The organism is Rhizobium grahamii CCGE 502 (genome assembly GCF_000298315.2).
Lineage (GTDB): Bacteria > Pseudomonadota > Alphaproteobacteria > Rhizobiales > Rhizobiaceae > Rhizobium > Rhizobium grahamii.
The window spans coordinates 280,919-298,993 of record NZ_AEYE02000031.1 but is presented as its reverse complement, the minus strand read 5'-3'; the positions used below and the strand labels follow the sequence as shown (position 1 = coordinate 298,993).

The 18,075-nt window shown below is 60.8% G+C and carries 14 protein-coding genes and 1 other RNA gene; 8 read left to right on the top strand and 7 right to left on the bottom strand.

Annotation, left to right across the window (positions count from 1 at the left end; genetic code table 11):
* Positions 1-7: 7 nt before the first annotated feature.
* Positions 8-571 (top strand): DinB family protein, encoded by a 564-nt coding sequence (locus tag RGCCGE502_RS25975; RefSeq protein ID WP_016557185.1) that lies wholly within the window; start codon positions 8-10, stop codon positions 569-571.
* A gap of 12 nt (positions 572-583) precedes the next feature.
* On the opposite strand, the gene RGCCGE502_RS25970 is transcribed toward RGCCGE502_RS25975, so the two are convergent.
* The 7 genes from RGCCGE502_RS25970 to RGCCGE502_RS25945 all read right to left on the bottom strand — a co-directional run bounded on the left by RGCCGE502_RS25970 (position 584) and on the right by RGCCGE502_RS25945 (position 9,146).
* Positions 584-1,966: a virulence factor family protein gene (locus RGCCGE502_RS25970; protein WP_016557184.1), complete on the bottom strand. Its 1,383-nt coding sequence runs from the start codon at positions 1,964-1,966 to the stop codon at positions 584-586.
* The gene (mprF, locus tag RGCCGE502_RS25965; RefSeq protein ID WP_016557183.1) at positions 1,963-4,566 is read right to left on the bottom strand and encodes a bifunctional lysylphosphatidylglycerol flippase/synthetase MprF; all 2,604 of its coding nucleotides are present in this window, start codon (positions 4,564-4,566) and stop codon (positions 1,963-1,965) included. The genes RGCCGE502_RS25970 and mprF overlap by 4 nt, the downstream gene beginning before the upstream one ends.
* Positions 4,567-4,774: 208 nt before the next feature.
* Positions 4,775-6,901 carry a mechanosensitive ion channel family protein gene (locus RGCCGE502_RS25960; protein WP_081647313.1) on the bottom strand — a complete coding sequence of 709 codons (2,127 nt, stop codon included), beginning with the start codon at positions 6,899-6,901 and terminating at the stop codon, positions 4,775-4,777.
* Positions 6,902-7,008: 107 nt separating this feature from the next.
* A complete protein-coding gene (gnd, locus tag RGCCGE502_RS25955; protein ID WP_016557181.1) occupies positions 7,009-8,028 on the bottom strand; it encodes a phosphogluconate dehydrogenase (NAD(+)-dependent, decarboxylating) in 1,020 nt (339 codons plus the stop codon).
* A 233-nt stretch (positions 8,029-8,261) separates the two neighbouring features.
* A non-coding RNA gene (ssrS, locus tag RGCCGE502_RS35025) (6S RNA) lies at positions 8,262-8,420 on the bottom strand.
* A 59-nt stretch (positions 8,421-8,479) separates the two neighbouring features.
* Positions 8,480-8,857: a cell division protein ZapA gene (locus tag RGCCGE502_RS25950; RefSeq protein WP_016557180.1), complete on the bottom strand. Its 378-nt coding sequence runs from the start codon at positions 8,855-8,857 to the stop codon at positions 8,480-8,482.
* 13 nt (positions 8,858-8,870) lie between these two features.
* A complete protein-coding gene (locus RGCCGE502_RS25945) occupies positions 8,871-9,146 on the bottom strand; it encodes a DUF4164 domain-containing protein (RefSeq protein WP_016557179.1) in 276 nt (91 codons plus the stop codon).
* Between the two features lie 334 nt (positions 9,147-9,480).
* Between RGCCGE502_RS25945 and tkt the strand changes: the two genes are divergently transcribed.
* From tkt to RGCCGE502_RS25915, 7 genes are all read left to right on the top strand, one after another.
* On the top strand, positions 9,481-11,454 hold the full coding sequence (gene tkt / locus RGCCGE502_RS25940) for a transketolase (protein WP_016557178.1): 1,974 nt from the start codon (positions 9,481-9,483) through the stop codon (positions 11,452-11,454).
* Between the two features lie 62 nt (positions 11,455-11,516).
* Positions 11,517-12,527 (top strand): type I glyceraldehyde-3-phosphate dehydrogenase, encoded by a 1,011-nt coding sequence (gap, locus tag RGCCGE502_RS25935; RefSeq protein WP_016557177.1) that lies wholly within the window; start codon positions 11,517-11,519, stop codon positions 12,525-12,527.
* A gap of 173 nt (positions 12,528-12,700) precedes the next feature.
* A complete protein-coding gene (locus tag RGCCGE502_RS38815) occupies positions 12,701-12,829 on the top strand; it encodes a hypothetical protein (RefSeq protein WP_019280713.1) in 129 nt (42 codons plus the stop codon).
* A 91-nt stretch (positions 12,830-12,920) separates the two neighbouring features.
* On the top strand, positions 12,921-13,241 hold the full coding sequence (locus RGCCGE502_RS25930; protein ID WP_016557176.1) for a hypothetical protein: 321 nt from the start codon (positions 12,921-12,923) through the stop codon (positions 13,239-13,241).
* 323 nt (positions 13,242-13,564) lie between these two features.
* On the top strand, positions 13,565-15,415 hold the full coding sequence (locus tag RGCCGE502_RS25925; RefSeq protein ID WP_016557175.1) for a potassium/proton antiporter: 1,851 nt from the start codon (positions 13,565-13,567) through the stop codon (positions 15,413-15,415).
* Between the two features lie 70 nt (positions 15,416-15,485).
* Entirely contained in the window at positions 15,486-16,688 is a 1,203-nt protein-coding gene (locus RGCCGE502_RS25920) for a phosphoglycerate kinase (RefSeq protein WP_016557174.1), read from the top strand.
* 223 nt (positions 16,689-16,911) lie between these two features.
* Positions 16,912-17,937: a class I fructose-bisphosphate aldolase gene (locus RGCCGE502_RS25915; RefSeq protein WP_016557173.1), complete on the top strand. Its 1,026-nt coding sequence runs from the start codon at positions 16,912-16,914 to the stop codon at positions 17,935-17,937.
* Positions 17,938-18,075 lie beyond the last annotated feature (138 nt).

Below are 18,075 nucleotides of genomic sequence, written 5' to 3'. Positions count from 1 at the left end.
TTAACCGATGCCCACGTTCGACCCCTGCAGAACCGCACGCAAGCTCGCCTACAACAATGCGCTTGCGAACCATCGACTGCATGAAGCCTGCAGCAAGTTGATGCCGGGAGAGTTCGAGGCATCTCGGGTGAGCTTCTTCCCGTCGATCAAGGCAACGCTCAACCATATTCTGACCGTCGACTGGTTTTACGTCGATGCGCTCGAAGGCGGGACACTTGGCCCTGCCGCCTGGGACGTCGAGGAGCCGTTCGACGATATCACGGCGCTTGCCGCTGAGCAGGCCAAAGTCGATCGTCGGCTGGTCGCGCTTTGCGAGGCGGCGACGCCGGAAAAGCTGGCGTCCACGACCGAGATCCATCGTTCTGGGCGCATTCAGCACGAGCGGATGGAAGACGTTTTGAACCACCTGTTCCAGCACCAGACACACCACCGCGGCCAGGTCCATGCAATGTTGGCGGGAACGAGCGTACCGCCACCACAGCTCGATGAGTTCATCGTCGCCGATGATGGCCGCTTCCGGAGCGCCGATATCGCCGCTCTCGGCTGGAGTGAAGATTATTTGATGCGCTAGCCGGAGTGCAGCCTAGTCCTGAAGTCGCGCCTTCAGCCCGTCGATGATCGTCTTGCTCAAGAGTTCGTAGTTCTCATCGAAGTGGTGGTCGCCGGCAAGCGCGATCACATCGACACCGCTATCCTTGAGTTCAGGGCAAGCCACCTCGTCGTCGTCTTCCTTGCCGTAGATGCACTGGACGATCTTCGCGTCGACCTTCTTCAGGTCATCAACAGGATCGCCGCCGGCACCCTCCGTCTTCTGCCCGAGCCAGCCCATGACGGAGATCTGGTAATCCACCTCATGCGAGAGCGACAGGAGCGACATCTGCGCGACGGCAGCCTTGGTCGCAGGCTTCAACCGCGAAAAGGCAGCAGGCACGACATCGGCGCCGAAGGAATAGCCGATCAGCAGAACGTGCTTCACCTGCCACTGCTTGCGATAAAGCTCGATGATCTTGCCGAGATCGTCCGCAGTTTGCTGCGGCTGGCGTTCCGACCAGAAGTAATGCAGCGAGTCGATACCAACGACAGGGACGCCCTGCTTCTGCAACGCCGCGCCGACCTCCTTGTCGATGTCACGCCACCCGCCATCACCGGAGTAGATGATCGCCATTGTATCGAAAGCCGGCTTGGCATCGAGAATGGTGAGCGGCAAACCGAGCGGATTATCGGCGCTGCCGGAGGCGTCGATCAGGTCCGAGAGCGTGTCGGCGAGCGTCGTCTGGGCATCGTCGCCGGAATCGCGGATATCGATATCCGAGTGCTGCTTCTTGAGTTCTTCGACGTGCGCACGACCGTCCTTGTTCGCCGACGCCGTGAACGAAGCGATGATCGGGTCCGGAAGCGCTATATCGCTAAGCCCGTAGACCATACGATCGCCGACCGTCTGCTTCTTCGCCGGCGTGCATAATTCCTTGGTGAGCGGAATGCCGGCAGCTGGATCGATCGCCAGCGTCTGGCCGATCGTCGCATCCGGCGTCTGCGCCGCGATCGCCAGCGCCAGCGCGCCGCCCTCGCCGATGCCGGCAACGATCGGCAAATGGTACGCGCTGTTGCCCGCCGCGCGCTGCACCTGCTGGCTCAGCGATTCAATATCGGACACCATGTAGATGCAGCCGTCATTCTGGCTGACATCGTAATTCCTGAGCGCATCCATGTAGGTCGTAAAGTCGATGCCAATGACGACGGCGCCCTGTTCGACGAGCCGATCGGCCTCCGCCTTCTCGTTGTCGCCCCAGCGGGCGCCATCGGAAATCAGGACGACCGCCCCCTTCACATCTCCATTGGGCAGGAAGATGTGCGGGGAAGGAATTGTCCCTGTCTCAAAGCTCTGCGTCGTCTCGGTCGCGGCCATTGCCGCCGTGGCGGACAGCGACAGGGCGAAGACGGTTGCAAGAAGGTGTCTCTTCATCATTTTCTCACTACCCCTCTCAATCCGCCGCCGATCAGGAATGTCGCGTCCATGAGAGCGATCATCGGATTGCCTCCACCGGAAACCGCAAGATACCGCGGATGCCAGTGCGGATGGAACTTTGATTTGAAGGCCCGAAGACCCTTGAAGTTATAGAAGCGCTCACCGTGCTCGAAGACGGTGCTGCCGACACGGTCCCACACAGGCGCAATCTCGCGCTTCGACATGCCCGAGAGCGGCGCCATGCCGAGGTTGAAATGCGCGAAACCCTCGCCGCGCAGATGCTCCATGATCTGGACGAAGAGGAAATCCATCGATCCTTTCGGCGCATCCGGCGAGAAGCGCATCAAATCGATCGTACCCTCGTCCTTAGCGGCCGTTATCAGGATGTTGGCGAAGGCCACGATCCTGCCCTCGAGCTTGAGAATGCCAACCGGCTGCGCAAGGATATAATCCGGATCGAACGCTCCGAGCGAGAAACCCTTCTCCTTGGCATTGTGGTCCTCGAGCCAGGCATTCGAAACCGCTGCAAGCTCATCCATCACCGCCGGAACGCCTTCGGGCGCGATCACCTCGAATTCCAAGCCGTCACGCTGGGCGCGGCTTGCGGTCTGACGCAGGTTTGCCCATTTGCCGCCCTTCATCTCGAAGGTCTTCAGATCGGCGACGGCAAGCTCGCCGAGCTTGAAGGCGCGCAGCCCCGCATCAGCGCAGTGGGAAAGAAGCGCCGGGGAGATCTGATAGAACACAGCGCGACAGCCGGCGGCGCGCGCCGACTCCACGAAGCGCCAGACGAGTTCCGGAATCGCGCTGCGCTCGCCGATGGGATCAAAGAGAGCGATCCAGGAGCGACCCTGCCTTCCGTACATGATGAAGGCGTCGCCCTTCTCGGAGAACATGATGCTTTTGTCGCCCATGCGCACCAGATTGGCGTCGGCATAGCGTTGCTTTTCGACGATCTCGACCGCCCGCTGCAAGGAGTCCGCCGAAGCCGGCTCCGGCTTGATCGCTACAGGGCGAAGCAGGCTGAAGATTGCGATTGCCGAGGAAATGATCGTCAACCCGAGCACGGCACGCAGGCCGCGGGGCGCCTCGCCGGCAAATTCGAACTGCCACCATAGCTCGCTACTGTACTCGACGTCACGATAGACGAAGAGCAGGATGACGATGGCGCCGACGCAGATAACCGCGATGGCGGTCAGCCACGAGGCCGTCAGCGTCTGGTTAAGAAGGGACGCGTGCCTGCGGAACAGCCGGCGGCTGACGAAAAGGCCGAATATCAGGAAGCCGAGGAAACAAGCTTCGACGAGCGCGATCGCCTTCAGTAGCGACAAGGTGAGCGCAGCCGCCGCCGACAGAATCGATACCCACCACGCGCCGTCAAGCTTCTGGCCGAGGCCGCGGGCGGCAACGACCAGCGCTAGCCCGAGCAGACTCGACAGGAAATGCGCGCCTTCGACGATCGGCAGGGGCAGGTAGTTGGCAAGAAACTCGAGATTCTGGTCGGGTGTCGGGGTGACGCTCGAGAAGATGAGCATGACGCCGAGAAGCAGCGACAGCGCCGAGAGCAATTGCGGCATCAACCGGATGCCGATCCGCCGGATACCCGACGCAACCGGATGATCCGCGAACCGGCGAAGCTCCGTCGCCGAAACGGCAAGGACCGCGATCAGCAGCGGCAAAACATGGTAGATCAGCCGATAGAGCACCAGCGATCCAAGCACCGCGTCGATGTTCACAGCGCTGCCCAGCGAGGCGATGATAACGGTCTCGAACACACCGAGACCGGCCGGCACGTGGCTGAGGACGCCAAGCCCGACGGCGATCGCATAAACCGCGAGGAACACCGGCCAACTGATCGCCGCCTGCGGCAGCAGGACATAGAGGACTGTCGCCGACGCCGCGATGTCGAAGGCGGTGACCAGGAATTGCCGCGACCACGTCCGCGAGTCCGGCAACCGGACCTCAACTGGGCCGAGATGAATTGCGCGCCCGCCGCGCCCCATGAACGTAATGACGCCAAGGCCGGCGATCACCGCACCGGCCAGCAGCCGCAGGGTAAGGCTACCGACATCAATCAGGGGCGCAATCTCGTCGGCTATGATCAGAAGCGCGATCGCCGCGACACCGGCAAGCCCGAGTCCGAACGACAGCGTCACAAATGCAATGACGCGGCCGATTTCCTCGGGGGTCAGGCCAAGGCGCGAGTAGGCGCGGTAGCGGATCGCGCCGCCGCTCAACGCGCCGAATCCCGCCGTGTTACCAACCGCATAGGCGCTGAAAGCCGTCAATGCCACCTGCGGAAATGGCAGCTTACGGCCAACATATTCGATGGCATTCACATCGTAGAAAACAAGGGCAAGGAAGCTCAAGCCGGTGAACACCAATGCCAACAGGATCGAGCTGACCTTGGTGTCGGCCAGTGCCTGCACAACGTCATCGTAACGCACTTCGTTCGTCAGCTGTACGATCGCAAAGCCGACGAGGCAGAAAAGGGCGAGCGTCACCAGCGCCGTCAGGTGCGCGCGATAGCGCCTGAAGAACCCGCGGAATGAAGATTCGTCGGCGTCGTCGATTTCATCTAATTTGCCGTGCCCCGACATCTCGTACCGTCACAATTTCCTGTTTAGCGGGATGATGTTCGAAGCACGTAACATAGGCGGCATGCAAGCTCTATGAATGTGCGTCTGCCCCGACCTAAGCCCGTCCGTTGTCGCCTCCTTCATCTCCAATTGGGGCAAATTTGGCGCAAGACGCAGGTCTGCACATTGCAATTTCGTAAGGTTGATAGGACTGGGGTCGAGCGCCGGGCTATGCCGCTGGCTCACCCGAACCCGAGAGCTGCGACAGATGTCGGGCAGCGGCCGCATGATCAGCCTCGTGGCTCTCGCTCGATACCTGCACGGTCGGCACAGCGAACTCGATGCCGTTTTCCTTGAAGGCGTTGCGGATCATCGCCAATGCGTTGCGCCGGATGACGAACTGCTCGCCGGGCTTGGTCATCATTGCCAGCCGGATGACGATCGCGAAGTCGCCAAACTGCTCCACGCCCTTCATCTTCAACGTCTCGATGATGTGCGGGCTGTAGTCGGGATTGTCGAGCAGCTGTTGCCCGATCTGTTTGATCACCTTCTTCACCTTCACGAGGTCGGTGTCGTAGGTCACGTTGAGGGTGATCTTGTCGATCGTCCAGTCGCGGTTCAGGTTCTTGACTGCGCCAAGCTCACCAAATGGTACCGTCGTCAGTGGTCCACGGTGATGCCTGAGCCGAACCGATCGCAGGCTGAAAGCCTCGACGACACCCTTGTGGCTGCCGCTTTCGATATATTCACCGACGCGGAAGGCGTCGTCCCACAGGTAGAACATACCGCTGATCACATCCTTCACGATGGTCTGCGCGCCGAAACCGACGGCGACGCCGACCACCCCGGCACCGGCTATCAGCGGACCGATCTCGACGCCGAGGCCCGACAACACCATCAGCACAGCAATGACGGCGATGACGACGGCAAGAATATTGCGGAAGATCGGGAGCAGCGTCTGCAACCTCGCGCGGCTGGCCTTGTCCTCATCCGTAAGCGCCCCGTCGATACGAGAGTCGTCGAGCTTGCCGTTAATGTAGGCCCGCGCCAGATGCCACAGCAGATCGGCAGCAAGCAGGATGACGATGCCACCGATCGCACCACGGGCGATACGATCGATCATTGTTTCTCCCGCCGCCATCCTGTCGGCGGCAAGCCCGATCATGCGCCCCAGCCAGAAAGCTGCGACTGCGATGATGAGGGCTCGAACGCCGCGATCAAGCAATACAGTAGCGATGCGTCGCCCTGCAAGAAAGCCTGCCTCCGCCTGATGTAGGGAGCGAACGGCGAGCGTCGCAACACTAAGCGCACGCGGCAGAAGCACGACATAGATGCCGATCCAGAGCAGTACGTTGAATCCCGAAACCCAGAGAAGCCAAAGCAGACCGAAATAGAGCGTCAGCCCCCAGGAAAGGGACAGGCTACGGTGCTGTCCCTCTTCCACGGGGCGGGACCAAACGGCCTCAACCGCGATAGCAAACAGTCCAAGACCGAGGATGTAGCCGACGAAATAGCGTGCACCTTCGGAAAAGCCGAGCGGCGCCATGAGTTGGATCACTGCCCAGCCGAAGGCGAAGTAGATGACGAAGACCACGCAGCGGCGGAACCAGAAAAGCGCCCGTGCCCGTGAGATCTGGCGTTCGCCATCCGCGCGTGGCAAGGTGACCAAAGCTACCAGCAGCCGCCCCAATGCGACGGTAAAGCGGGCGACGATGAGCGCAATCGCGATTGCGATCGCCATGGAGCGCGTGATCGGCGGCCAACTGAAGGCAAGCAGCGGAACAAGCGTCGCAATGGCAAAGACGATCGCCGGAACAATGCGGTAAAGCAGATTTGCCGTCGCATGGTGGGCAACGGTCACAGCACCGTCGTCTGTCTGCCGGATCCGTGGTTTGGGCACGATAAGGCGAAAGACCAGCTCGACAGCCAAGCCGGCAAGGAACAGAGCAACGACCTCCGCGGTTATCAGCAGCCAGCCGCTGGGAGCGACCTCCTGCTCAACGACCTCTGAGGCAGATTCCACTTCACCAGGAAACTCCATCGCTGCATCGGAGACCATCTCGACATGGCGGCGAGCGTGACCGAGGAGGTCGGAAAGCGCTGACATTTCGCCGGTAGGCGGCTGCGTGGGTGCGGTCGGCGCAGGCTTCGTCTGCGTCGCCATCCACTCTTTCACCTGCGGTTTCTGCATCAGTTCGAGTATCTGCCGCACTTCCGCTGGCGGTTGGGCAGCGGTCGTCGCGGCGGGTGTTGAAGCGGGAGCGGTCTGGGCGGCGGAGGCGCCGGCAAACGCGAACAGGAACATCATTGACATCAGCAGTTGCATCATGCCGCGCGCGCCAATTGCAGGACCCATCATTCCTTGCCCCCTCGATACGATCCTCCGACAATATATCGTGCTGTTTAAAAGAAAAGCCCGCACAGGCACCGCTGCGCGGGCTTGGAAAACGAAAAGTTTTTCATCTAGCCCTTCGGCTTCTCGACGTGGCCACCAAACCCTGCACGCATCGCCGAAAGCACCTTGTTGGCGAACTCGTCATTGTCGCGAGACGAGAAGCGACCGTGAAGCGCGGCGCTGAGCACGGGCGTCGGCACGCTTTCATCGATTGCCGCCATGATCGTCCAGCGGCCCTCGCCGGAATCGGAAACGCGACCGGCATACTTGGTGAGGACCGGATCGGCATGCAGCGCGTCGGCGGTCAAATCGAGCAGCCAGGATGTGATCACGCTGCCACGACGCCATACTTCGGCAATATCAGGCAGGTTGAGGTCATAGCGGTAATACTCGGGGTGGGCCAATGGCGCGGTTTCCGCGTCAACCTCGTGGGTCGTCGCACCGATGTTCGCATGTTTCAGGATATTCAGCCCTTCCGCATAAGCGGCCATGAGGCCGTATTCGATGCCGTTATGCACCATCTTGACGAAATGACCGGCGCCGTGCGGACCACAATGAAGGAAGCCTTGTTCGGCAGTGCTCTCCGGATGCGCGCTGCGCCCCGCGGAAGGAGCAATATCTCCCTGCCCGGGCGCCAGGGATGCAAAGATCGGCGACAGCGACTGGACGATTCCTTTTTCGCCGCCGATCATCAGGCAATAGCCGCGTTCGAGACCGAATACGCCGCCGCTGGTGCCGACATCGACGTAGTGGATGCCCTTGGTGATGAGTTCGGCGCCACGTCGGATGTCGTCGTGATAGTACGAGTTGCCGCCGTCGATGATGATATCGTCGTCGTGCAGCAACGGCACGATCTGGGCGATGACCTTGTCCGTGATCGCCGCCGGCAGCATCAGCCAGATCGCGCGCGGGCGCGACAGCTTCGAGACGAATTCCTCAAAAGAGGCGGTCCCGACAGCCCCCTTGCCGACGAGATCGGCAACGCTCTCCGGCTTGGCGTCGTAGACGACGCATTCATGGCCGCCGCGCATCAATCGCTGAACCATGTAGTTGCCCATGCGGCCCAAACCCACCATGCCAAGCTGCATCTCAAATCTCCTGGAAATTAAATCGATATGATGCGGAAACTAGCACTCGCTATGCGGCAAGCAAGAGAAGTCTCTGTCACATTTGGATATGACGCGAAGCAAGAAGCCGACGCAGAGCGGTAGGTGCACGGCAGAAGCAAAGCCCACACCTCGTCGATATGGGATTGGTGAAAAAATATCACGTTCGCGCACGGAGCTCACGAATGGCAGGGGCGGAGGAGACGGAGGGGAAAGCGCGATCCACGGCAACCGATGGATGTTTACGATCCTGGGTGCCTACAAACGTAGGTGGGCACCGTGTGTCCAGGCCCACGAGCCTGGTCAGGGACAGCTCCCTTTGGATCGAGTATGGCCCCAGGGATTGTGGTTCCTGTCGAGAGGCGCAGACCGCACCCGATATATAAGACTGATTTCCGCGGCGCGCCAGAGGGCGCCGGGACGCCCTTCCGATTTAATTGAGCTCGGCTGGCGCCCGGCCGTTCAGCTTGTCGGTGATACCGCGGATGCGGCTCGTCACCTCGCTGAGTGCTGCCGCCAGGTTCTCTTCAGTGCGTGCATTCGCCGCCAGCACCGTGTCGCTGCTGTTGCGCAAGGCGCCCTGTTCGGATTCAAGATCCGCAATCCGGCGGGTCAACTCGGAGATCTCGTCCATGACCATTATGCCTGCCATGACGGTGATGCGCAGGTCGCCGATTTCACCGAACTGGCCTTTGAGGTGGCCGACGTAATTGTCGAAGCGCGTTGCGAGATCCGTCAGGTGATCTTCCTGCCCTTCCTCGCAAGCCATCCGGTAGGCCTTGCCGTCGATCGTTACCGTTACCTGCGCCATCTGCCGCGCCTTTCTATCGGTCGAGAACCGCGCGAATAGTCTCCATGGCCGTCACCAGCCGCCGCGAGACCTCGCGATTGACTTCTTCCAGCCGGTTCGCGCGGAATTCGGCTTGGTCCAATTCCTGGGCAAGCTTCGAGCGATCCGCGTGGATCCGGCGAACCTCGCCTTCGACCTCGCCCTGCTCTCGCTGTTGCTCGATACGCATGTCGACTGCGTTCTCGAGTCCCGAGATCGCTTGCCGCAGCTCGTTCAGTGCCGCTTCCATGATTTTGCCTGTAGGCGTCATGTCTCTCCGGTTCCCCGCGCAAGACCCGCGAATCGGCGCGTGCGCCCGATTCAGTATTTTCAAAAGGATACGCACCTCGCAAACGGCGCGTCAATAAAGCCGGTACCGCAGCCGCAGACCTATTCTGTGGATGACAAAAATCAATCGCTGTCGCGCACGGTATTCAACTTTTGTAAAAATTAATGGTCAAATGTCTAAAATCGATTGGAGCGGCCTTTGGTGCGCCTTCATTTTATTGACTTGGCCGATCCAACTGCTATGTGTCACCCGCTCTCATTGATGGTCTCCACAGGCTTGAGGCCATCCCCCGACACCGGAACCCCGTGGAACAGCCATGACCTCTCCTGAACAAAACGACCGGATGGCAAATGCGATCCGTTTCCTCGCCATGGATGCAGTCGAAAAGGCAAATTCCGGGCACCCAGGCATGCCGATGGGCATGGCCGACGTAGCGACCATCATCTTCACGAAGTATCTCCGGTTCGACCCGAAGAAGCCGCATTGGCCGAACCGCGACCGCTTCGTGCTGTCGGCCGGCCACGGCTCGATGCTGCTGTACTCGCTGCTCTATTTGACCGGCTATCCCGACATGACGGTCGAGGACCTGAAGCAGTTCCGCCAGCTCGGCTCGAAGACCGCCGGCCATCCCGAATATGGCCATGCGACAGGTATCGAAACGACGACCGGACCGCTTGGCCAGGGCATTGCCAATTCCGTTGGCATGGCTATCGCCGAGCGGAAGCTGCGCGAGGAGTTCGGCGCCGATCTGCAGGATCACTACACCTATGCGATCTGCGGCGACGGCTGCCTGATGGAAGGCATCAGCCATGAAGCGATTGCGCTTGCCGGCCACCTGAAGCTCAACAAGCTCGTTCTCTTCTGGGACAACAACTCGATCACCATCGACGGCGCCGTCTCCTTGTCGGATTCCACCGACCAGATTGCCCGCTTCAAAGCTGTCCACTGGAACACGATCGAGATCGACGGCCACGACCAGGCTGCCATTGCCGCCGCGATCGAAGCCGCCCACAAGTCCGACCGCCCGACCTTCATCGCCTGCAAGACGATCATCGGCTTCGGCGCTCCGAACAAGCAGGGCACTCACAAGGTCCACGGCAACCCACTCGGCGCCGATGAAATCGCAGCCACCCGCAAGGCGCTGAATTGGGAATACGAGCCCTTTGTCATTCCCTCTGACATCCTAGACGCATGGCGCGCAGCCGGCAGCCGTTCGGTTGACCTTGTCAAGTCGTGGGAAGACGGTCTCGCCAAATCCGCACACAAGGCTGAGTTCACTCGCCGTTTTGCCGGCGACCTGCCGGAAGGCTTTGACGCCGCAATCAGCGACTACAAGAAGAAGCTCGTCGAAACCAAGCCTGTCATCGCCACGCGCAAGGCATCGGAAGATGCGCTCGAAGTCATCAACGGCTTCCTGCCGGAGACCCTCGGCGGCTCAGCCGACCTGACGCCATCGAACAATACTAAGACCAGCCAGATGCATTCGATCACGCCGACGGATTTCGCCGGCCGCTACATGCACTGGGGCATCCGCGAGCACGGCATGGCTTCGGCCATGAACGGCATCGCGCTGCACGGCGGTCTCATTCCCTACGGCGGCGGCTTCATGATCTTCTCGGATTATTGCCGCCCGCCGATCCGCCTCGCCAGCCTCATGGGCATCCGGGTCATCCACGTCCTGACGCACGACTCGATTGGCGTCGGCGAAGACGGCCCGACGCACCAGCCGGTCGAGCAGATCGCCGGCCTGCGTGCCGTTCCGAACCTGCGGGTCTTCCGTCCGGCCGACCCGACCGAGACGGCCGAGTGCTGGCAGATCGCCATCAAGTCGAAGACCCACCCGTCCGCACTCGCGCTGACGCGCCAGAACCTGACGCCTGTGCGCGCTGAGTACAGCGAGAAGAACCTCTGCGAGCTGGGCGCCTACACGCTTGCCGGGAACGCCGACGCCAAGGTCACGATCTTCGCTTCGGGCTCCGAAGTCGAACTCGCCGTTGCCGCCCGCGCAACGCTCGAAGGCAAGGGTATCTCCACCCGCGTCGTCTCGGTTCCCTGCACGGAACTGTTCTTCGACCAGCCGGCGGCCTACCGCAAGGAAGTCATCGGCAACTCGCCGGTCAAGGTTGCCGTTGAGGCCGCCGTCCGCGAAGGCTGGGATGCGTTCATCGGTCCGGAAGGCAGCTTCGTCGGCATGAAGGGCTTCGGCGCATCGGGCCCTGCAAAGAAGGTCTTCGAACATTTCGGCATCACCGCGGACGCCGTGGTCGCGGCCGCAGAAGCAAAACTATAAAGGGAGCGCACAAGCGCTCTCCAACTCAATCCGCAAGCCCCATCTCTAGGGAGTGAATGCACATGACTGTAAAGGTTGCCATCAACGGCTTCGGCCGCATCGGCCGCAACGTTCTCCGCGCTATCGTCGAATCCGGCCGCACCGACATCGAAGTCGTTGCCATCAACGATCTCGGCCCGGTCGAGACCAATGCCCACTTGCTGCGCTACGACTCTATCCACGGCAAGTTCCCGGCCGAGGTGAAGGTCGAAGGCGACACGATCACTGTTGGCGGCGGCAAGCCGATCAAGGTAACGGCGATCAAGGATCCGGCGACGCTGCCACACAAGGAACTCGGCGTCGACATCGCGATGGAGTGCACCGGCATCTTCACCGCTCGCGACAAGGCCGCTGCCCATCTGACAGCAGGCGCCAAGCGCGTCATCGTTTCGGCCCCTGCCGACGGCGCTGACCTGACCGTCGTTTTCGGCGTCAACCACGACCAGCTCACCAAGGAGCACCTGGTCATCTCCAACGCATCCTGCACGACGAACTGCCTCGTGCCGGTTGTGAAGGTTCTCGATGACGCGGTCGGCATCGACCACGGCTTCATGACCACGATCCACTCCTACACCGGCGACCAGCCGACGCTCGACACCATGCACAAGGACCTGTACCGCGCCCGCGCCGCAGCCCTGTCCATGATCCCGACGTCGACGGGCGCAGCCAAGGCCGTTGGCCTCGTCATGCCGCATCTGAAGGGCAAGCTTGACGGTACGTCGATCCGCGTTCCGACCCCGAACGTCTCGGTCGTCGACTTCAAGTTCGTCGCCAAGAAGGCCACGACGGTCGGCGAAATCAACGAAGCGATCAAGGCGGCCGCAAACGGCAAACTGAAGGGCATCCTCGGCTATACCGACGAGCCGCTCGTTTCCCGCGACTTCAACCACGACAGCCACTCCTCGATCTTCGCAACCGATCAGACCAAGGTCATGGAAGGTAACTTCGTGCGCGTCCTGTCCTGGTACGACAACGAGTGGGGCTTCTCCAGCCGCATGTCCGACACGGCCGTGGCTTTCGCGAAGCTCATCTAACAGCCCTGCCGAATTATCTCGGAAAGCGGCCCGGGCAACCGGGCCGCTTTTCTTATGGCCAGTCCGACGGCCGTGGCGAGTGGGTCCTTCTGCTTGCGTCCCATCGTCAAACTGGCTAGCGTCACAGGCATAAGAGATGCCGGATTGCCGACGGGTCCCCCATGAAAATTCTGATGACGATCATTGTTGTTTGCATGATCGCGAGCGTGCTGAGCTTGAGCCTTGTTGGCGGTCGCAGTTCCAAGCAGATCGCCGAGGGGCAACCGCTGCTGGCGTCCACGCAGGTCATGGGACCGCGATAATCGTTATCCTTAAAGGATAGGGCTGGCGCGGGGTGTTCGATCACCGTACTGTCGCTGTAGACGCGGATGGTGCGCAGGCGAAGGAATTCTGATGGACTACTTTACGATCGAAATCGATGGACAACCAGTCGCAAGCTTTCGCTCCGAGAACGCCGACGATGCCAAGACTTTCTTCGAGGCTGAGGATTTCAGGGAGGACCTCACGGTCCTGAAGTCTCAAGGCAAGCCGGTTTGGGACGGCGTCGCGGCGCTCAACCTGCGCAAGGCAACTGCCGAAGAGGCGAGCGAAGTCGAGCACGCCTACGAGTTCGACGACGATCCGGAGCGCACCATCGATGACGAATTCGTCGTCTTCCTGGTGCCAATTTCCGACATCGGCGATGACGAAGGCGATGAGGACGACGACGTCTGAGCTGAGGCCTCGACGCGGTTCACTTCCGACAAGAAACTGATCGCCAGGAAAAGCGCGCGAGCGCTGCTTCTGCCCTGCTATCGCCCGATTTGCTCATACACTCTTTTCAAGCTCCTTCGTGAGCGCTCATCCGGCTTTGCCGTTCGGCACGCCAAAACAGCAGCATGAAGCCGCAAAACAGCAGGGGTTCGACCGCAAGGCCTACCCATCCCGTTTGTTTTGCCGTTTACTCGCAGCAAGCTTGGATGACGACGAAAGGGCGACTGGGAATGGGCTGCGGGACCGGGGGCGGTCTGCATTGAATTGCAGGTAAGGGGATAGGCATGGAAGCGTTCTATATCGTCGTACTGGTGTCGACGACGCTCGTGCTCCTCGCCGCATTCTCCAGCCTGCTCGCGTTCCGCTTCGGCGCCCCCCTCCTCCTGCTCTTCCTGGCGATCGGATTGCTTGCCGGAACGGATGGCCTAGGCATCGAATTCACCAACAACTATCTCGCCTATATCCTCGGTTCGATCGCGCTCGCGATCATCTTGTTCGACTCCGGCTTTGGAACGCCGGTGCAAGCTTTCAAGCTCGCCGCCGTGCCCTCACTGACACTCGCCTCGGTCGGCGTGCTGATAACGGCCGCGTTGGTTGGCGTCGTCGCCATGTGGTTGTTGAATTTTACGTGGCTGGAAGGCCTGCTGCTCGGCTCCATCGTTGCCTCTACCGACGCGGCGGCGGTCTTCTTCCTGCTGCGTATCGGCGGCATCAATATTCGCGACAAAGTGCGCTCGACCCTTGAAGTGGAATCCGGCTCCAACGACCCGATGGCGATCTTCCTGACCATTGCGCTCGTTGAGGTTCTTGCCAGCGGCGAGCGGTATCACGGCATCAACATCGGCATGCTCGCCATGTTCGTGCAGCAGATGGGCCTCGGCGTCATCCTCGGTCTGCTCGGCGGCATGATGATCGTTCTGATCGTCAGCAAGCTGGAGACGGATCGCGGCCTGACGCCGATCTTCGTGCTGGCCCTGGCACTACTGGTGTTCTCGGCGACCGGCGCGGTCGGCGGCAGCGGCTTCCTTGCCGTCTACGTTGCCGGCATCTACGCAGGCAGCCGCAAGCTCCATGGCTATGCCGCCATCAAGCGCTTCCAGGACGGCATGACCTGGCTTGCACAGATCATCATGTTCCTCGTTCTCGGGCTCCTTGCAACTCCGTCGCAGTTTCCGTCGATCGCCATTCCGGCAATACTGCTTGCCCTGTTCCTGATCTTCATTGCACGCCCGCTTGCCATTTGGCTCTCGCTGTTGCCCTTCGACTATACGCAGCAGGAGATTGGCTTTGTTGCATGGGTCGGCCTGCGCGGCGCAGTGTCGATCCTGCTTGCGATCATGCCCATCCTTGGCGGACTGGAGAATGGGCAGGTCTATTTCAATACCGCCTTCATCATCGTGCTCGTCTCGCTGCTCGTACAGGGATGGACGATCAAACCGGTTGCAAAAAAGCTCGGGCTCATTACCCCACCGCGGATGGGTGCCGTCGACAAGGTGGAGGTGGATCTGCCGGGCGCGGCAAACCACGAACTTCTCTCCTACCGCGTCGTCAAGGATAGCCCGGTCCTACGCGGTGAGCGCATCCCGCGTTGGGCAACGCCCTCGCTCGTCATCCGAGATGGCAAGTCGATGCGCTATCAGTATGCCGGACGGCTGCGCGAAAACGATCTCGTCTATCTCTTCGTCGTTCCCTCCTATTCGCGGCTGCTCGACAAGCTCTTTGCCAGCCGAGTTCCCGTCGAGGAGGACGATGCGGATTTCTTCGGCGCCTTCGCACTCTCACCGGCTCGCCCTGCCGCAGATCTCGACGCCGCCTATGGCCCTGGACTGCTGAACGAATCCGAGAAGGGACTGACGATCGCCGAGTTGATGAAGCATCGTCTCGGTGGCAAGGCCGACTATGCCGACCGAGTGCGCCTCGGTTCCATTATCCTGATCGTCCGCGATCTCGACGACCAGGACCACATCACTTCGGTCGGCATGTCGCTCGAGGCTCTGGAGCCTGCCACCGCCCTGCCGATCTTCCTTAATCTGCATGACATCATCGACCGCGTCCGTGACCGCTTCAAAGGCCGCAAGAACCGCGAAGCAGCCGCCGCGGCGGCATCCGGCAAGGGTGATGAAAAGCGGCAATGACCGCCTTGCGTCTGCAGTCATCCTTGCTATGGTCCCCGCATCTTTTGGGCAATAACGAACGGACTTCTCTATGCCTTCCTTCAAGACCCTCGACGACCTCAACGACATTGCCGGCAAGCGCGTCCTCGTTCGCGTTGACCTGAACGTTCCGGTCAAAGACGGCAAAGTGACCGACACCACGCGCATCGAGCGTGTTGCCCCGACGATCCTGGAACTGTCGAAGAAGGGCGCCAAGGTCATCCTGCTCGCGCATTTCGGTCGCCCCAAGGATGGCCCGTCGCCAGACCTCTCGCTGTCCCTGATCGCGCCTTCGGTCGAGGAGGTGCTTGATCGCGCAGTCGCGACCGCCAGCGACTGCATCGGCCCTGCGGCCAGCGACGCCGTTGCTGCGATGAAGAACGGCGACATCCTGCTCATGGAAAACACCCGCTTCCACAAGGGCGAAGAGAAGAACGACCCGGATTTCATCAAAGCGCTCGCCGCGCAGGGAGACGTCTACGTTAACGACGCCTTCTCCGCCGCCCACCGCGCGCACGCCTCGACGGAGGGCCTCGCCCATCATCTTCCTGCCCATGCCGGCCGCACCATGCAGGCTGAGCTCGAAGCGCTGGAAAGTGGCCTCGGCAATCCGGCAAGACCTGTCGTTGCGATCGTCGGCGGCGCCAAGGTTTCGACCAAGATTGATCTCCTGATGAACCTCGTGAAGAAAGTCGACGCGCTGGTCATCGGCGGCGGCATGGCGAACACCTTCATTGCCGCCCGTGGCACCAATGTCGGCAAGTCGCTCTGCGAGCACGATCTGGCAGAAACCGCCAGGCAGATCATGATCGAAGCCGCCACGGCGGGCTGCGCCATCATTCTCCCGGAAGACGGCGTCGTCGCCCGCGAGTTCAAGGCAAACGCCGCCAACGAGACCGTCGCGATCGATGCGATCCCCAGCGACGCGATGGTGCTGGATGTCGGTCCGAAGTCGGTTGAGGCGATTATGGCCTGGATCGAGCGCGCCAATACGCTCGTCTGGAACGGTCCGCTTGGCGCGTTCGAGATCGAACCGTTCGACAAGGCAACCGTCGCGGCAGCGAAGTTTGCGGCCGAGCGCACCAAGGCCGGCAAGCTCACCTCCGTCGCCGGTGGCGGTGATACGGTCTCTGCGCTGAACCATGCCGGCGTTGCCGATGACTTCAGCTATGTATCGACGGCGGGTGGCGCCTTCCTTGAATGGATGGAAGGCAAAGTCCTTCCGGGCGTCGCGGTCCTGAACAAGGTCAAGTGATCCGAACAGCCGAATTTAACAGATTTTACATGTAGATAGGCCGCGGCGCGAAAGCGTCGCGGTCTTTTGCTCAATGAGAGGACAAAAGCCCGAACTTTCAAACGATTAAAAAAAATTCAAACGTTTCAAAGAATTTTGCTGCCGTTTTCCCGCCCATAAACTTCTGTTATCCGCGACCTATATTCATCGGTTGACGATTTTTCTTTGCTGTGGAGAGAACGATATGAGCGAACGTTTGGAAGACATTGCCGTGCGTATGGTAGCTGGTGGCCGCGGGCTGCTTGCAGCGGATGAATCGACAGCCACGATCGGTAAGCGGTTCGACACGATCGGACTTGAATCGACGGAAACGAGCCGTCGTGACTACCGCGAGATGCTGTTCCGTACCGACGAGGCGATGCGTCAGTATATTTCCGGCGTCATTCTCTACGAAGAGACCCTCCACCAGAAGGCAGCAGACGGCACGCCTTTCGTCGACATCATCCGCGCGGCAGACAGCATTCCGGGCATCAAGGTCGATATCGGCGCAAAACCGATGGCCGCCTATCCCGGTGAAACCATCACCGAAGGTTTGGACGGTCTCGCAGATCGCCTGGCGAAGTACTATGAAGCCGGCGCTCGCTTCGCCAAGTGGCGCGGCGTCATCGCAATCTCCTCCACGCTGCCGACCTGGGGCTCCATGAAGGCCAACGCCCACGCGCTCGCTCGCTACGCGGCGCTCTGCCAGCAGGCCAACATCGTTCCGATCGTCGAGCCGGAATGCCTGATGGATGGCAAGCCGGGCGACCACAACATCGATCGCTGCGCTGAAGTCACAGAATGGACGCTGCGCACGGTCTTCGAGGAACTGGCAGATGCCCGCGTCAGCCTCGAAGGCATGATCCTGAAGCCGAACATGGTCATCGACGGCAAGAACGCCCGCAAGGCGTCTGTCGCCGAAGTCGCCGAGCGTACCGTCGAAGTTCTGAAGCGCACCGTTCCCTCGGCCGTTCCCGGCATCGCCTTCCTCTCGGGCGGTCAGTCCACCGAAGAAGCAAGCGCCCATCTTTCCGCGATCAACTCCGGCTACGACCTGCCCTGGGCGGTCACCTTCTCCTATGGCCGCGCCCTGCAGGATACGGCCCTCAAGGCCTGGGGTGGCAAGGCGGAGAATGTCGCTGCCGGCCAGCGCGCTTTCGCCCATCGCGCCGAGATGAACAGCCTCGCCGCAAAGGGCAGCTGGAAGAAGGACCTCGAGCAGGCCGCTTAAGCCTTTCTCGACTTGGAAGACAAACAGAACCGGCCGCCCAAAGCGGCCGGTTTTCTATTGTAACAGCGACAAGTTTCCAGCTTCTGCAGCCCTCCGATCGCAAGTAAGGATCATGGCATCAGCCCGTTCGGAGCCGCC

Excerpts from the sequence above, each read along its gene's own strand:
- RGCCGE502_RS25925 (WP_016557175.1), top strand. The coding sequence starts at position 13,565 with ATGGAAGCGTTCTATATCGTCGTACTGGTGTCGACGACGCTCGTGCTC.
- RGCCGE502_RS25950 (WP_016557180.1), bottom strand. The coding sequence starts at position 8,857 with ATGGCGCAGGTAACGGTAACGATCGACGGCAAGGCCTACCGGATGGCT.
- RGCCGE502_RS25920 (WP_016557174.1), top strand. The coding sequence starts at position 15,486 with ATGCCTTCCTTCAAGACCCTCGACGACCTCAACGACATTGCCGGCAAG.
- RGCCGE502_RS25975 (WP_016557185.1), top strand. The coding sequence starts at position 8 with ATGCCCACGTTCGACCCCTGCAGAACCGCACGCAAGCTCGCCTACAAC.
- gnd (WP_016557181.1), bottom strand. The coding sequence starts at position 8,028 with ATGCAGCTTGGCATGGTGGGTTTGGGCCGCATGGGCAACTACATGGTT.
- tkt (WP_016557178.1), top strand. The coding sequence starts at position 9,481 with ATGACCTCTCCTGAACAAAACGACCGGATGGCAAATGCGATCCGTTTC.
- RGCCGE502_RS38815 (WP_019280713.1), top strand. The coding sequence starts at position 12,701 with ATGACGATCATTGTTGTTTGCATGATCGCGAGCGTGCTGAGCTTGAGC.
- mprF (WP_016557183.1), bottom strand. The coding sequence starts at position 4,566 with ATGTCGGGGCACGGCAAATTAGATGAAATCGACGACGCCGACGAATCT.
- RGCCGE502_RS25930 (WP_016557176.1), top strand. The coding sequence starts at position 12,921 with ATGGACTACTTTACGATCGAAATCGATGGACAACCAGTCGCAAGCTTT.
- RGCCGE502_RS25960 (WP_081647313.1), bottom strand. The coding sequence starts at position 6,901 with ATGGGTCCTGCAATTGGCGCGCGCGGCATGATGCAACTGCTGATGTCA.
- gap (WP_016557177.1), top strand. The coding sequence starts at position 11,517 with ATGACTGTAAAGGTTGCCATCAACGGCTTCGGCCGCATCGGCCGCAAC.
- RGCCGE502_RS25915 (WP_016557173.1), top strand. The coding sequence starts at position 16,912 with ATGAGCGAACGTTTGGAAGACATTGCCGTGCGTATGGTAGCTGGTGGC.
- RGCCGE502_RS25970 (WP_016557184.1), bottom strand. The coding sequence starts at position 1,966 with ATGATGAAGAGACACCTTCTTGCAACCGTCTTCGCCCTGTCGCTGTCC.
- RGCCGE502_RS25945 (WP_016557179.1), bottom strand. The coding sequence starts at position 9,146 with ATGACGCCTACAGGCAAAATCATGGAAGCGGCACTGAACGAGCTGCGG.